The organism is Fibrobacter sp. UWB7, from assembly GCF_900142945.1.
In the GTDB taxonomy this organism is placed as follows: domain Bacteria; phylum Fibrobacterota; class Fibrobacteria; order Fibrobacterales; family Fibrobacteraceae; genus Fibrobacter.
This window is the reverse complement of sequence record NZ_FRCO01000001.1, coordinates 105,531-119,873: the sequence shown is the minus strand read 5'-3', so window position 1 is coordinate 119,873 and position 14,343 is coordinate 105,531. Positions and strand designations below refer to the sequence as shown.

The window sequence follows — 14,343 nt, the reverse complement described above, 5'->3', positions numbered from 1 at the left end:
GTATATCGACTAGGAGTGCTAGATGGACGATTTTGTAGAATGCAATGTTGTTGATGATAGTGTTTTAGATAAAGAGTTGAACCCGGAACAGGCCGCTGCCGCGAAGAAAATCAACGGCCCGATGCTGATTTTGGCCGGTGCAGGTTCTGGAAAGACGCGTTGCATTACTTACAAGATTGCTCACCTGGTTTCGTACCACAATATCGATTCTAATCGCGTTTTGGCGGTGACTTTTACGAACAAGGCCGCCCGCGAAATGAAGGACCGTATCCAGAAGCTTTTGAATTGCCGTAAGCCGTTCACGTGGATGGGCACGTTCCACTCTGTTTGTCTTAAGCTTTTGAAACTCTGCTTGGCCAAGGAATCCGTGATCAAGGCGCTTGGCGGCAAGTGGTTTGATGCAAACTTTTCCATTTACGATGACGATGACCAGAAGCGCATCCTCAAGGAAATCTTGAAGGACGATCTTGGCGACGATTACGACGTGAATGAATTGAAGAAGGTCCACAGCGCGATTTCCCGTTTCAAGAATACGGTTTTGTACAAGAACAATAATGCTGTCTTGCAGACTCCGGATGTCGCGGCTTTGAATGCCGAATTTGCTGACGAAGAACGTAAGGCGCGCTATTACGCTGCTTACCAGAAAAAGCTTGCGGAATCGAATGCGATGGACTTCGACGACTTGCTGTTCAATACGGTTCGCATGTTACAGATGGTCCCGAATTTAGCTGATCAGCTGAGGCAGCGTTTCCAGTACGTTGTCGTGGATGAATACCAAGATACGAACGACGTGCAGTATGAACTTTTGAAGTTGCTCATCGACAAGAATACGAAAAACGTAACGGTGGTGGGCGATGACGACCAGAGTATTTACGGTTGGCGTGGCGCAAATATCAAGATTATCCGTAACTTCCACCGCGATTTTGCTCCGGTGACGATTGTCAAGCTCGAACGCAATTACCGCTCGACCGCAAACATCGTTAAAGGCGCGGGTTCCGTGATTGCGCATAACGTCCGCCCGCAAGAAATGCAGAAAAACGTGTTCTCCAAGGAAGAAGCGGGCGAACTCATTCACGTGCGCTATTTTGAAGATGACCGTGCCGAAGCATCAAACATTGCAAAGACGGTGGCTCAGGCGGGGCCTGATTTTTATGCCAAGACTGCAATTTTCTACCGTACGAACGCGCAATCCCGCGTGCTTGAAAAGGCGCTCAACGATTTGCGCATCCCGTCGGTGATTTTTGGCGGTACAAGATTCTGGGATCGCAAGGAAATCAAGGATGTGCTTGCTTACTTGCGCGTGCTCGCTAACGAAAAAGACGATGCTGCCTACTTACGCGTGATAAACACTCCGCCGCGAGCCATCGGCAAGACGACAGTCGAAGGCGTACTCGCCAAGGTGAAAGCGGGCGAGGGTTCGTTCTGGGACAACTTATTGGCCGAGGCGAACGGCACGGGGCGCGGCGCTCCGAAGCTTAAGGTGTTTACCGACCTTGTGACGAACTGGAAGAACATGATGACTTCTGGTGAGTATCCGCTCCCGATTCTTGCAGAACATATCATCAATGATACGGGCTATAAGGACTTCTTGCGCAAGGAAGACGAAGTCACTGCCGACGAACGAATTGCGAACTTGGACGAAATGATTAACGCTATCCGCGAATTTGACGAAGAACATCCGGGTGCAACGCTCGATGCGTTCTTGCAGGATATTTCGCTTTTGACGGATGGCGATAAGAAGGTCGATACGTCGAAGGGTCTTGTAACGCTCATGACGATTCACATGGCGAAGGGCTTGGAATTCAATACGGTTCACTTGGCGGGCTGCGATGACGAAATCTTCCCGCTTGTGCGTGGAACTTCGATGCTCTCGATGGCTGAAATCAACGAGCAGATGGAAGAAGAACGCCGCCTGTTTTATGTGGGCTGCACCCGAGCCGAAAAGAAACTTTATCTGTACCATGCGGAACGTAGGTTCTTCCAGGGGAACATTCGACCGTTTGCGCCGTCGCGCTTCCTCAAGGAACTGGATCCGTCCGTTGTCGACTTTACACCGTGCTTGAATACACGCCCGTCTGTTCCTAGCTTTGTGGGGAATACGCGTTCTAGCTCATCGTACGGCTCGTCGAACTATGGATCTCGTCCGTCTTATGGCAATTCGGGCTCGGGCAATTCGTATGGCAATCGCTCGTTTGGCGGCGCCTCCCATGGCGGTAGCTTTGGTGGCTCCCGTAGCGGTTTTGGCGGGTCTTCGTTTGGTTCGCGCCCGGCGCCTGTGCCACAATCCATCAAGAAGAATGATAAGCACATCGTGTACCGCAACCCGGTGAAGGTTGTGAAATCGCCTGCTCCATCTGGTCCGACAATCGAGTACGATAATCCGTACCACGAGGGCGCTCGCGTTCGCCATTCCAGGTATGGAACGGGCGTGATTATGAAGGCTTATGGCAGTGGTGATAACGCTCGTGTCGATGTGCGTTTCGACCGTGAGAACATGAACCGTACCATTATCCTCAAATACGCTGCTTTGGAAGTGATTGGGTAGCTGCTCCGGCGCTGTTTACCAGCCACTTCCTACAGTCTACTTCCTACTTCCTACTAAAATATTCTATCTTGCATCCTGTAAAAAAGAGGTTTTTTATGCTTGAACGTGAAGAAGTTTTGAAGCTCGCGAAGTTGTCTCGCTTGAGCATTGCAGAAGAAGATATTCCGGCTATCAAGGGTCACTTGGACAAGATGCTCGACCATCTCGAAGCATTGAAGGCTTTGGACCTTTCGAACGTGGAACCGATGACCGCTGTCGAAAACGGCGCAACCATCCTCCGCGAAGACGTGCCGGTGCAGGGCTTTACGCTCGAACAGGCTTTTGCTAACGCTCCGGCTGTCGAAAACGACCACTTCGCCATCCCGAAGGTGATGTAATTCGCCTTGAACAAGGTCAGTTGCATCGTTCCTGCCCGCATGGGCTCGTCCAGATTCCCGGGGAAACCTCTCCTGAAGCTCAACGGCAAGGAGATGATTGTCCGTACTATGGAACGTGCGCTCCTTGCGGATTGCTTTGACCGCATTGTCTGTGCGACGGACAGTCCCGAAATCGAAGCTGTCGTCCAGGCGGCTGGCTTTGACTGCGTGATGACTGGCGAATGTGCAACAGGTTCCGACCGCGTGGCTGAAGCTGCTAAAAAGCTTGGCCTTGACCTTGTCGTGAATCTCCAGGGCGACGAGCCTCTCGTTGAACCTTCCGTGCTCCGTGATGTCGCGAAAGACCTCTCGGAACACCCCGACTGCTGGGTGACGGTCGCATGCCCGTTGAACCCCGCAGAAGCTGAACTCAAGACCGTCGTGAAAGTGCTCGTGCGCGACGGTGTGGCTGTAGACTTTACAAGGTCTGTGCCGCCTGCAGAAGCGAACCTCTGGTTCCAGCACCAGGGCATTTACGCATACTCCCGCGAAGCTCGCGACGAGTTTGCGTCGCTCCCGCAGAACAAGATTGAGCTGGAACGCTCGCTGGAGCAGATGCGAATCTTAGGGCGCCGCCCCATCCGCATTGTCCAGAGCGCTTACCCGAGCATTTCCGTGGACGTCCCTGCGGACGCAGCCCACGTCGAGAATATATTAGTAGATCGTTTATTATATCCCTTATTAGATGAACCCTCTATAAAAGGCAATGAACGCATCTGAAAAAAGAATTCTCAAACTCGCAATCCTCCTCTTTATCATTGGCTTAACCGTCCGCTACCTCCCGTGGGGACTCCCGTCTATCGAAACGTTCGAAGTCGGTGACGCTATAGTTGTCACAAATGCGCCTCCGGTAGCATCTCCGGCAGCGGTTCCTGACGCAGATACGAGTGCGGTCCCGTTTAACGATACCGACAAAGTAATAACCCTTACAGATTCCGTCCCGAAATCGTCCGAGCATCACCGTAAGACGAAGAAAAAAGTCACGTTCCCGCTGAACATCAATACGGCGAGTGCGGACGACTTGTGCGCGATAAAGGGGGTGGGACCCAAGCTCGCGGAGAAGATTATAGAGCGCCGAAACGCCTCTGGACCGTTCAAAGACCCTTCAGATCTCAAAAAAGTGCATGGAATTGGAAAGAAAAAGCTTGAAAACATGATACAATTGATAATTTTTGATTAGTTTTAGGATATAAAACTTTACATAAGCATATTTATGAGTGAAACGAAGTTATATCTAGGTGTTGAGGTAGGGGATACTTCCATGAAGGTCGCCCTTGTGGATTCTTCTGCAAAGAAGGTTGTCAAGGTGGCTGTCCTTCCGACGGAAACGAACCCTATTTACGATATTTTCCTTTTTGAAAGCACTCTCCAGCAGTGGGTAGACGAAAACCAGATTAAAGATATCGAGGCGACTTCTGTCACGATGCCTGCAACGATGTCGATTATCCGTAAGGTCTACGTACCGCCAGAGGCTGTCGCCAACAAGGACCAGTACTTGAAATGGTATATGGAACTGTTTACCAATGCCGATGTGAGTGCCTACATCGTGGACTCGACTACATTGAGTGGCGATGATTCCTTTGGGTATAACGAACTGATCATGGCGGTCCGCAAGGAATGGGTCGAAGCTCTGCGTAAGGGTTTCCGTTCCCGCATTCTTTCTCCGAAGTCCATGGAAGTCGATGTGCTTTCGCTCATGAACGTGATGGATGTTGGCGAAAAGATCAAGGATGCTGTTTGCGTGGTGAAGGCGGACTTCGCTGGCGTGACGCTTGCCTGGATGCGCCGCGATGAACTTCTCGCTTTGCGTTGCGTCTCGACGCTTTCGATGGTCGGTAAGACCGAAGACGTGGCTTATCCGATTCTTGCGAACGAGATTGTTGAACAGATGAAACTTGTCCAGACGGAGAATGCCGTCAATGGTGTGACTGATGTGCGCCTTTGCGGTGAGATGGCTTCGAACGAGCAGTTTGTGAATGCGCTCACGAGTAAACTTGGCGATTACCAGGTATCGTTGATGACAGGCTTGTCTCAGCTTCCGTGTGACGAAAGCGTGAACCCCGTTGACATGATTTGCTGTGTTGGTGCTGTTGGCGCCGCTCTCAATCAGATGGAGGGTGTATGATTCACATGAACCTTATTGCGGTGGCGGAAAAGAATTCCACCATCGGTAGTGTTGCCCAGCATTTGCATGTGACGAATGTTGCAGATGTGGAACGTCGCTACAAGAGAAAGTATTTGACGGTTGCCGTTGCGGCTTTGTTTGCCGTTGTCGCTTTTAGCTGCTACTTGAGCGTGATGGGTGTTCCGGCTGTTTTGGACGGCGTGTTCCCGGATTCCTACCTCAACTTGATTGGGGCGAAGAAGAGTTCGACAACCACGACGACCCCTGCCGGTCCGACCGCCGAAGAGCTTGCTAAGCAGCAAGAAGCGGTGGCTCGTGTTCGTGCCGCTATGCCTGTAAAGGACATTGTTGCCGAAATCAATCCGCAGGTCCTGTTTAATAACAAACGAACAGGCTACGGCAGTTATTTGCCGCTCGAGAAGCTTTCTTATCAGAAGACTTCCTTGCCGCAGTTCCTTTCGTTCCTCAATACCGCAGCCCCGGATGATATCGGTTTCTCGGAATGCGTGTACCAGGCTCCGAACTACTATTACTTGCGCGGTGTTGCTATGAAGGCTTCTTCGCAGCATACACTTATGGATAGACTTAAAGCTGTAAGTAAGCAGTTCCAGTCGCCGATTGCATCTGAAGCGGCTACCGAAGTGGCTGTGTTTGGACAGTTCTCTGTTCCGCAGGTGCGTCTCGATGCTGTGCGTGGTTTTGTCCCTGCTGCAGAAATTCCGGCAGAAGTCAAGGCTCTCAAGAATCTTGCCGCTTCGAACAAGGTTCAGCTGAAGGGCTTGGAAAAGCCTGTTGTTGAAGACTTCGGTGTGTTCAAACGCTATGCGTACAACGTGTCGACGACTTCGGACTTTGCTGATTTGCTGAACTTCATGAATGCATTTGCTAATTCCCCGATTCGCATGGGTGTACCGAAGGCTGACTTGAAGTACGCCAAGAAGTTCCTGATTACGAACTTGCGCGTCGAAATGTTCGTTCTCCGCTAGTATGCCGATTCGAATTACTGGCGGTTCTTTGCGGGGACGCAATATCGAGTCCCCGGATACCATGAAAACACGTCCGACAGCTTCCCGCACGAGGGAAGCTCTCTTTAACATATTGCAGGGCGTCGATGGATTCCGCATGCTGGACCTTTTTGCCGGCAGTGGCATTATGGGGCTTGAGGCGTTGAGCCGTGGGGCAGCAAGTGTGACTGCGGTGGAACTTGCTCGTCCGCAGGCGAGGATGATTGAACGATCCTACAAGTCGGTCGGCATGGATTCCAGGCTCAAGCTTCTGGAAACAAGCGTGCTTACGCTCAAGAAAGAGATTGTCTGTGCCGATGGCGGTTTTGACTTGATTTACGCGGATCCGCCGTTCAAGGACATGGATTACCCGGACTTGCGACCGTTTATCGAATGGCTGAGCCCTGGTGGTGTGGCTGTTTTTGAGGCTCCGAGCCGCAAGTTGCCTGAATGGGCTAAGGGTGATGATTTTCAGGGGCAAGTTCGCCGCTATGGCGAGTCGTCGCTGATAATTATTAGGGCGTGATTTTTGTACATTATACCACATGGTGTGGAATTCTAAAGCAAAGAAAAAATCAGTTGTGGAGGAAGGCTGCGGACACCGTGTGGCGGTGTTTGCGGGATCCTTCGATCCGTTTACAGTCGGTCACCTTGACCTTGTAAAACGTGCCGCCGGCATCTTTGATTCCCTGATTGTACTTGTCGCCCAGAATGCAAGCAAGAAAAACTTGTTTGATGCCGAAACGCGCAAGGCGATGGTGGAGGCGGCGGTCTCTGAATTCCCGAATGTATCGGTCGCCGTCCATGGTGGGCTGACGGTCGATTTTATGAAATCGGTGGGCGCGCATTACCTGGTGCGTGGAATTCGCAATTCTTCTGACTTGGATGCAGAACAGGCGGTCGCCTGGAACAATAAGGTCATTTACGGTAATGGCGATGTTGAAACGGTACTTTTGCTCAGTGCGCAGGAACATCTCGTGGTGAGCAGTACGCTTGTGCGAGAACTCCTCAAGTGTGGTGCAGAGAAGAGTGCTGCCGAACAGAAGTCGCTCATTTCTAAATATGTGCCGAAGAACATGGTCTCCATGCTTTTAAAAGAGTTTAGGAAAAATTATGAAGCCATTTAAATATTTGCCCAAGGCCTTGCAGACGCTATTGATTGCGAATGCAGTCGTATTCATTATCGCTTTTCTTGGGCGTGGACTAGAAGTTAATTTAGGGGCTGGTTATGGGAGCCTCACGGATTACATCAACTACTACGGCGCCTTTATGCCGAGAGTTCCGTTGGAGCTTTGGCGCTATGTAACGTACATGTTCATCCATTTTGACTTTATGCATTTCTTCTTCAACATGCTGATGCTCTGGATGTTCGGTTCAGAGGTCGCGGAATGGATGGGGACGCGTCATTTTGTCTCAATGTACTTTTTCTGTGGCATTTTTGCGGCGCTGTTCAGTTTCTTCATGTGCGTCCTCGGGCTCACGAACAATCCGATTATCGGTGCGTCGGGCGCCTTGATGGGTGTCTTTGTCGCTTACTACAAGTTTTTCCCAGATCGCGTTATCCTCATGTTCTTTGTCATTCCGATGCGAATCAAGAATGCCATGTGGGTGATGATTGCGCTTGATATTCTCTTTGCTAATTCGGGCGACATGATTGCGCACTTTGCCCACTTGGGCGGTGTGGTCGCTGGGTTTATTTACATGGCAATTTTCCAGAACGGAGCGAAGGTGCTTTACAATTCACCGCTTTCGGCTATTTTCCGTTTGTTCTCCAGAGACCCTGAAAAGTATAATCGAGACCGTAGTTCGGGTTCGCGTTCGAACTCGCGCCGTTCCGATGAACCGGAAGTTCTCGAAGGTGAAGTGTTCTACGTAAATGAACAGAAGCGCATGGACGAAATCCTCAAGAAGGTGGAACGCGAAGGCCTCCAGTCCTTGAGTGAATCGGAACGTGATTTTTTATTAAAAGCGGGTGACAAGTTGCGTCGCCGTCGCGGAGGATTCTAATGAAGAAAGTTCTTGGTATGGGCGCTGCCCTTGTTGATATTTTGGCTAACGTGAGCGATGAATGGATTCAAGCTCAGGGTGTACAGAAGGGTGGCATGAACATGGTCGACTGGCCGCAGATGGAAAAGTTCCTCGGCGCTCTTGACAATCCGATTCGCGTGCCGGGTGGCTCGACTTGCAATACCATGGTCGGTCTTTCTCGCTTGCATGGCAAGGCTGCTTTTATTTCGAAGATTGGCGATGACGAACTCGGCAAGCTTTTCCAGGAACACTTGATGAATAACGGCGTGGAATCGAAGCTCGGGATGAGCGATGTCGCTACAGGTTGCGTTTTCTCTGCTGTGACTCCGGATGCCCAGCGCTCCATGTGGACTTACCTTGGCGCTTCGGACTTCCTCGGTTCGGATGACTTTACTCCGGCTCTTTATGACGATGTGGGACTCCTTTACGCTGAAGGCTACCGTGCATTTAATGGCGAATGCTTCAAGAAGTCGTTTACGCTCGCGCGCAGCCTCGGTGTCGAAACAGCTCTCGACTTTAGCTCGTTCGGCGTGGTCGAAGCTTGCCGCAAGCTGTTCGATGAACTCTTCGAAGAAAAGATGATTGATATCATCATCGCTAACGAAGATGAAGCTTTTGCTTATGCCGGTGTCAAGGAAGAAGCGGCTCTCGAAGTCTTGGCGAAGAAGGCTAAGGTCGCGGTCGTGAAGATTGGCAAGCGCGGTGCCTTGATCGCTAAGGATGGCGTGGTAACTCGCGTGTCTGCGGGTGCTGCAAAGGCTATCGATACGACGGGCGCTGGTGACCTCTGGGCATCGGGATTCCTCTATGGCTACATGAACGGCTGGGATATGGAACGCTCGGGCAAGCTCGGTAGCATTGTTTCGAACGAAGTCGTTCAGGTGATGGGCGCCCAGATTCCGGAAGAAGGCTGGCAGCGCATTTACGCCCAGATGTAATTGAGGGAATATGGTTTCTGTTGTTCGTTCTTTTGTGAAGTCTTGGATTTTGTGCTCTTTGCTTGTGCTTGCTTTTGCTGTGGCTGGATATGCTGCGGGACCGAAAGCTGCTGAACGTGATGCCGAGAAGGCTGAACTTGTCGCAGAACTTGCCGTGCGCGATAGTGTGATGGCACTTCGCGATAGCGCATGCACTGTAGAAAAGCAATCGCTGCGGTCGGATCTCGAAGTGGAAAAGGCTAAGTGCGAAAACTGGGAACAGAGCTACAACACGCTCAAGAAGAACAACGAAACTTGTGCCAAGGCATTGAGCGTTGCAATGCAGGCAAGTCAGGAACAGGCTGAAAAGCAAAAAGCCAAGGATGCCAAAGCTAAGGAAGATGAAAAGAACAGCATGATGATGCAGTCGGCATCGATGCTTGGTAGCTTTGGTCTTGGCATGCTTATCATGTGGTTGATTCTTGATTAATTTTTAGTCGCGGCACCGCCGCGGGGAGTTGAAATGAAAAGAACCGCTTTCGTCATGAGCCTGCTTATGTGCGCGGGCTTTTCGTTTGCTAAAAAATCGGATGTGCCGGCAGGACCGTTCCATTTGCGTTCGACTCTGAAGCAGATTGCATCCATTCCGATGACGACGGCTGAAATCTCGGCGTACATGCCCGAAAAGAAAGTGCTGTTCGTGGTTGGCGGCGAAAATGTTTTGGAAGTGGTCGATATGGCAGACCCCGCAAAGCCCCAAAAGATAAGTGAAGTCAAGTTGCCGGGTGGCGCCTCTAGCGTGACGGTCAATGGTGACCTCGTAGCGGTAAGTCTTTTGAACAACCCCGAATGGAAAATGGGACATGTGCAGGTCATGCGCTACAACAAGAAACTTGAAGTTCTTGGTAAACATGAACTGTGCTACATGCCTGATATGATTACGTTTACTCCGGACGGAAAGAATTTGCTCGTGGCATGCGAAGGTTCTCCGGATGAAAATTTTGTGGAAGACCCGGAAGGCGGCATTGGTGTTTTGTCGATTGCTGGCGTGAATGTGTCGAGTGCTGCTGATTTGGCGAAAGCTTGGAAAAAGCCGCAGAAGACGGTTGTCGGATTTGGCGAACAGGATTCGCTTGCTCTGATGGCAAAGGGCGTTCGTAAGACGGGCGTGAAGAGTTTTGTTCAGTCGCTTGAACCGGAATATATTACGGTTTCCGAGGATTCTAAAACCGCGTGGGTGAGCTTGCAAGAGAACAATGCTCTTGTGAAGTTTGATGTCGAATCGAAAAAATTATTGGATGTGTTCCCGCTCGGTTATGTGGACCATTCCAAGCCGGGATTTGGTCTGGACATCAAGAAAAACAAAAAAATTGAAATCAAGAATTATCCGTTGCGAGGCTTGCGCCAACCGGATGGAATTTCGGCGTTCACTGTGAACGGAAAGACGTTTGTGCTTACGGCGAATGAAGGTGCTCCGGTCAATGATTACAAGGCTTGGACGGATGTGACGACTCCGATGATGCTGGCTCAGAATGGCTTGCTGGATCCTAGCGTGTTTACGACCGAAATGCTCGAAGAGGTGAAGAACATTTCTGTGAGCAATTTGGAACGCTGCAATGTGGCTCCGGATAAGACGGAGAATGGCAGATGCCCTTACATGTATAGCTTTGGAACGCGCTCGATAAGCATTTTCGATGGCGAAACGGGGCACTTGATGTGGGATTCTGGCGACGCTTTTGAACAGACGATGGCTCAGATGGCGCCTGATTATTTTAACTGGAATTCCAAGAAGGGCAAGGTCAAGATGGATGCCCGCAGTGAAGACAAGGGCTGCGAACCGGAAAACGTGACGACGGGTATTGTGGGCGATAAGCGTTATGCTTTTGTTGGGCTGGAACGCACGAGTGGCGTTGCCGTGTTTGACATTACGGGAATCGAGAGCGGGAATGCTCCGAAACTGGAAGATTTCTATTTAGACCCGAAAGATCGCGGCCCTGAAGGCATCTTGTTTATCCCTGCTGAAAAGAGCCCGAACGGTGAACCGCTTTTAGTTGTTGGCTACGAGTACAGCAAAACTCTCGCCGTGTACGCAGTAAAATAGGCGCTTCGCGCTACAGGACTGATTCTGGCCACGGGTGCTTTGGATAGCGTCCGCGGAGTTCTTTACGGACTTCGGCGTAGGTGTTCTGCCAGAAGCTTGTGAGATCCCATGTTTTTTGAATCGTGCGGAAGTTCGGTGCGAGAATGTCGTAGCGCACTTTGAGCTTGCCGTCTGCGATTTTGTGCTCGCCGCGGAGCTGCATAAAGTCTTCGATGCGTGCGGATATCTCGACAAGAACGCCGTCTGCACTTTGCACAATCTTGCCGCTGCTCTGTTCATCGGCGGTGGCGACTTCTTGATAGCTGTAACGGGCACGCTTGCCGTTGGGCAATACGTAATGATCGGGGAACGTTTTTTGCAACCATGCAAGCATGGACTTGCCGAAGTAATCTTCGACAATGTTACGGTAACGGTCTTCGTTGATGTCGCGCAAAAGGAATATGCCGTCCGTAAGCTCGTTTAGAATAAGTTCCATATCTTCGTCATTGAATTCGGGGAGACCGTATTCCGGGTAAAGCTTTGCCGCAAGGCGCATCTTGATAAGGAGCGTCTGGATGTTTTCGGTGAGGTAACGACCGGTCCAGTTTTCTTTTTCGAGTTTGTCGCGCCAAGCTTCGGCGGTAAGCTCTTTGAGTTTTTCGAGGACTTTGGGCGATGCTTCTTGCGGGAGGATTTCTTTGCGGCTTGTTTCGCGGACGTCGCCGTTGGGGCTTTCGCTTTCATGAATCTCGACACCGATAAAGCGTTCTTGACCGCTACGCCATAACAGTTCATAGCGGATGTTTTCGCTTTCGCCGTCGAGCAATTCTTTGGGCACTGGAGCGTAAAGGCTTACGCGCAGTTCGGATTTGCTGCCGCCACCAGTGCGGAGCATGGAGAGCGCGAGCAATGCGTAAGGCGGCTCTGAAACCTGCAAACGGATTGTGTTGCCGTTGCTCAACTTGTAAACGTTACCGCTTGGAGTGGCGAGTGCATCTGGGAATGCGGCGAGAAGCTGTTGCGCCATGAAATGTGAAGACGGAGAGTGAACGGGCATCTCCTTTAATGAGTCGCGGAAGTCGCGGAGCTGCTTTAGCGAGAACGAAACTTCTCGTGGAACGTTGATGGCTTTAGAAAGCGTATCGCTTGCGAGCGTGAACAAGTTGAGTGTATTTTTAGATTTCTGTACAAATTCTGTGCCGGAATGGATCCATGCCATGGCTGCGAGGAGCAAGTCGGGGAGGTCTGCGGCGCTTGTTGCTTTTGCCAAAATCAATGCGAGCGGAATGTTTGAAATCGGTGTTTGGATGGCTCGCTTGCCAAGTTCCGTGATGCTGCCTTCTTGCAACATGCCGAAGTTATTGAGCATCGCGGTGGCGACTTTTTCGCGCGCTTCTGGAATCGCCGTGGGCAGTTTTATTTGGGATTGCTTCGCCCCTTTGGGGCTCGCAATGACGTCATCATCAATTGTCTCCCTGGAGCCGTTAGGCGATAGGGCCCATGAATCTTCAAGCGCTGCCTTTTGCAATAAAAGTTCCGAGGGTTCGATTTGCAAGACTTCGGGCACGATGCCTTGTGGCATGTGCTTCTCGGCATCTTCGGTCCAGAGGCGGATGGCACAACCGTTCTGTGTACGGCCACTACGGCCACTGCGCTGGATGGCGTTCTGCAATGAAATCGGAAGTGTGCGGAGTACGTTCACTTTTTCGCTATCGTCATATTCACTGACGCGCTCAATGCCGCTATCAACAACGCCTGTCACGTTTGGAACTGTGATAGACGTTTCTGCAATGTTGGTCGTAAAGATGACGCGCGGGCGTTCCGTTTCTTCGAAAATGCGGTCTTGCGTTTCGCGGTCTTGACCGCCGTAGAGTTCAAGGAACTCGGCGACATTGTCGCCCAGAGCTTCGCTCGCGGCGGTGTGGCATTTGGCAATTTCTGCTTTACCCGGCAAGAATACGAGCGTTGTCTGCCAAACGTTATTGCGGTACAACGTGCGCAATGCACGGACAACTTCACTTTCGATTCCCTGACCTGCGCTGATGTTTGTGCCTGCGACGGGTTTCTGGTGAAGAATTTGTACGGGATAAAGCGGATGCCCGAGTTCCAGACATTTGACGCCGAGCGCTTGTTCCATTTCTTCGCGGTTGAGCTTTGCACTCATGACGGCGATTCTTGGCGCTTTGATACTTTCACTACCTGAAGTTTGGCTTGCGGCTTGCAATTTGAGCAAGTACGCAAAGAGCAAGTCCATGTCGGCTTTGCGTTCGTGGTATTCGTCGAAGATGACCCATTCCGCGTTCATTTTGCCGTGTAGAAGTTCCTGCAAAAAATTACCGTACGTTTGGAACAAAATTTGCGTAGCGCTGGATTTGCAACTGTCTTGGCGGAACTGGTAACCGACCGTCTTTCCGCAGGGTTCGTTGTGGAGTTTCGCGGAGTATTGCGCGAGGGCGAGTGCTGCAATGCGTCTCGGTTGCAATACGACAATGCGACCACTGAAGTGATTGCTCAAGAACCATGGGATGTACAAAGACTTACCGCTACCGGTGGGCGCTTCGACGAGCAAGTTGTTCGTCTTGTTGACGGCGTCTACGAGCTTTTGTTCTTCTTCGGCAATGGCTAAATCTTTGTACGTGCGCATTGTAGATGTTCTCTTTAGGTCTCTTTAAAAAAGTTGACCCCGGCGCATTGACCGGGGTATATTTAAAAGAAAAATTAACTGGATCCTAAGCCTTCGGGTATCTCAGCTTTTCACCAGTAGCGACATCCATGTAAGGCGGCTTTCCTTCGCGGAACTTCTGGTTGATGACCAAGTTCTGGAGTCTCCTCTTGATGCCTGCTTCGGTCTTGCAGAAGAAGAACACGACCTTGTTTGTACCCGGAACCTGGAACACAGCGAGTTTAAACTTCTGCGAAACAGCGCGACGGAAAAACTTCACATCTTCTTTCTTCGGGATGACCTGATCGCTGCCCGGCTTGATTTCGCAAATCATGTCGGCGTCGGCGAGCAATGCCTTGGACTTCTGCTGGAGAGCGAGGAAGTTCGGTTCGGTGCTCTTGCGGATGTTTTCCATGTTGAACGGGCTTCTGGCTTTCAGGCCCTTGAGCGCACCACGGATAACAAAAAATAAAGCGACGACCACGACCAGAATAATCAGGTAGGGCCAGTTGTTTGCTAAAAAGTCTAACATAATCACCTCAATTTGGTGCCTCAAATATAGCAAT

At 50.9% G+C, this 14,343-nt stretch carries 14 protein-coding genes; 12 read left to right on the top strand and 2 right to left on the bottom strand.

From position 1 onward, the window contains the following. The first annotated feature begins 22 nt into the window (after positions 1-22). From BUC30_RS00520 to BUC30_RS00465, 12 genes are all read left to right on the top strand, one after another. Complete coding sequence (locus BUC30_RS00520) at positions 23-2,545, top strand: ATP-dependent helicase (RefSeq protein ID WP_073422956.1); 2,523 nt, start codon at positions 23-25, stop codon at positions 2,543-2,545. A 95-nt stretch (positions 2,546-2,640) separates the two neighbouring features. Then, on the top strand, positions 2,641-2,922 hold the full coding sequence (gatC, locus tag BUC30_RS00515; RefSeq protein ID WP_073422954.1) for an Asp-tRNA(Asn)/Glu-tRNA(Gln) amidotransferase subunit GatC: 282 nt from the start codon (positions 2,641-2,643) through the stop codon (positions 2,920-2,922). Positions 2,923-2,928: 6 nt separating this feature from the next. Further along, positions 2,929-3,681: a 3-deoxy-manno-octulosonate cytidylyltransferase gene (locus tag BUC30_RS00510; RefSeq protein ID WP_139260758.1), complete on the top strand. Its 753-nt coding sequence runs from the start codon at positions 2,929-2,931 to the stop codon at positions 3,679-3,681. Then, a complete protein-coding gene (locus BUC30_RS00505) occupies positions 3,668-4,141 on the top strand; it encodes a ComEA family DNA-binding protein (RefSeq protein ID WP_073422950.1) in 474 nt (157 codons plus the stop codon). Before BUC30_RS00510 ends, BUC30_RS00505 begins: the two co-directional genes overlap by 14 nt. Before the next feature lie 33 nt (positions 4,142-4,174). Further along, on the top strand, positions 4,175-5,086 hold the full coding sequence (locus BUC30_RS00500) for a type IV pilus biogenesis protein PilM (protein WP_073422948.1): 912 nt from the start codon (positions 4,175-4,177) through the stop codon (positions 5,084-5,086). Beyond that, a complete protein-coding gene (locus BUC30_RS00495; RefSeq protein WP_073422946.1) occupies positions 5,083-6,072 on the top strand; it encodes a hypothetical protein in 990 nt (329 codons plus the stop codon). The genes BUC30_RS00500 and BUC30_RS00495 overlap by 4 nt, the downstream gene beginning before the upstream one ends. 1 nt (position 6,073) lies before the next feature. Further along, complete coding sequence (rsmD, locus tag BUC30_RS00490; RefSeq protein ID WP_073422944.1) at positions 6,074-6,616, top strand: 16S rRNA (guanine(966)-N(2))-methyltransferase RsmD; 543 nt, start codon at positions 6,074-6,076, stop codon at positions 6,614-6,616. 19 nt (positions 6,617-6,635) lie between these two features. After that, complete coding sequence (gene coaD / locus BUC30_RS00485) at positions 6,636-7,217, top strand: pantetheine-phosphate adenylyltransferase (RefSeq protein WP_073422942.1); 582 nt, start codon at positions 6,636-6,638, stop codon at positions 7,215-7,217. Next, the gene (locus tag BUC30_RS00480) at positions 7,204-8,097 is read left to right on the top strand and encodes a rhomboid family intramembrane serine protease (protein WP_073422940.1); all 894 of its coding nucleotides are present in this window, start codon (positions 7,204-7,206) and stop codon (positions 8,095-8,097) included. The genes coaD and BUC30_RS00480 overlap by 14 nt, the downstream gene beginning before the upstream one ends. Further along, positions 8,097-9,056 carry an adenosine kinase gene (locus BUC30_RS00475; protein ID WP_073422938.1) on the top strand — a complete coding sequence of 320 codons (960 nt, stop codon included), beginning with the start codon at positions 8,097-8,099 and terminating at the stop codon, positions 9,054-9,056. The genes BUC30_RS00480 and BUC30_RS00475 overlap by 1 nt, the downstream gene beginning before the upstream one ends. A 10-nt stretch (positions 9,057-9,066) precedes the next feature. After that, positions 9,067-9,525: a hypothetical protein gene (locus tag BUC30_RS00470; RefSeq protein WP_073422936.1), complete on the top strand. Its 459-nt coding sequence runs from the start codon at positions 9,067-9,069 to the stop codon at positions 9,523-9,525. Positions 9,526-9,558: 33 nt separating this feature from the next. Beyond that, positions 9,559-11,136 carry a choice-of-anchor I family protein gene (locus tag BUC30_RS00465; protein ID WP_073422934.1) on the top strand — a complete coding sequence of 526 codons (1,578 nt, stop codon included), beginning with the start codon at positions 9,559-9,561 and terminating at the stop codon, positions 11,134-11,136. A 10-nt stretch (positions 11,137-11,146) separates the two neighbouring features. On the opposite strand, the gene BUC30_RS00460 is transcribed toward BUC30_RS00465, so the two are convergent. After that, a complete protein-coding gene (locus tag BUC30_RS00460; protein WP_073422932.1) occupies positions 11,147-13,759 on the bottom strand; it encodes an ATP-dependent helicase C-terminal domain-containing protein in 2,613 nt (870 codons plus the stop codon). An 85-nt stretch (positions 13,760-13,844) separates the two neighbouring features. Then, positions 13,845-14,309 (bottom strand): hypothetical protein, encoded by a 465-nt coding sequence (locus tag BUC30_RS00455; protein ID WP_073422931.1) that lies wholly within the window; start codon positions 14,307-14,309, stop codon positions 13,845-13,847. Between the last annotated feature and the right edge of the window lie 34 nt (positions 14,310-14,343).

Coding starts and splice junctions, on each gene's coding strand:
- BUC30_RS00520 (WP_073422956.1), top strand. CDS start 23: ATGGACGATTTTGTAGAATGCAATGTTGTTGATGATAGTGTTTTAGAT.
- gatC (WP_073422954.1), top strand. CDS start 2,641: ATGCTTGAACGTGAAGAAGTTTTGAAGCTCGCGAAGTTGTCTCGCTTG.
- BUC30_RS00505 (WP_073422950.1), top strand. CDS start 3,668: ATGAACGCATCTGAAAAAAGAATTCTCAAACTCGCAATCCTCCTCTTT.
- BUC30_RS00500 (WP_073422948.1), top strand. CDS start 4,175: ATGAGTGAAACGAAGTTATATCTAGGTGTTGAGGTAGGGGATACTTCC.
- BUC30_RS00495 (WP_073422946.1), top strand. CDS start 5,083: ATGATTCACATGAACCTTATTGCGGTGGCGGAAAAGAATTCCACCATC.
- rsmD (WP_073422944.1), top strand. CDS start 6,074: ATGCCGATTCGAATTACTGGCGGTTCTTTGCGGGGACGCAATATCGAG.
- coaD (WP_073422942.1), top strand. CDS start 6,636: ATGGTGTGGAATTCTAAAGCAAAGAAAAAATCAGTTGTGGAGGAAGGC.
- BUC30_RS00480 (WP_073422940.1), top strand. CDS start 7,204: ATGAAGCCATTTAAATATTTGCCCAAGGCCTTGCAGACGCTATTGATT.
- BUC30_RS00475 (WP_073422938.1), top strand. CDS start 8,097: ATGAAGAAAGTTCTTGGTATGGGCGCTGCCCTTGTTGATATTTTGGCT.
- BUC30_RS00470 (WP_073422936.1), top strand. CDS start 9,067: ATGGTTTCTGTTGTTCGTTCTTTTGTGAAGTCTTGGATTTTGTGCTCT.
- BUC30_RS00465 (WP_073422934.1), top strand. CDS start 9,559: ATGAAAAGAACCGCTTTCGTCATGAGCCTGCTTATGTGCGCGGGCTTT.
- BUC30_RS00460 (WP_073422932.1), bottom strand. CDS start 13,759: ATGCGCACGTACAAAGATTTAGCCATTGCCGAAGAAGAACAAAAGCTC.
- BUC30_RS00455 (WP_073422931.1), bottom strand. CDS start 14,309: ATGTTAGACTTTTTAGCAAACAACTGGCCCTACCTGATTATTCTGGTC.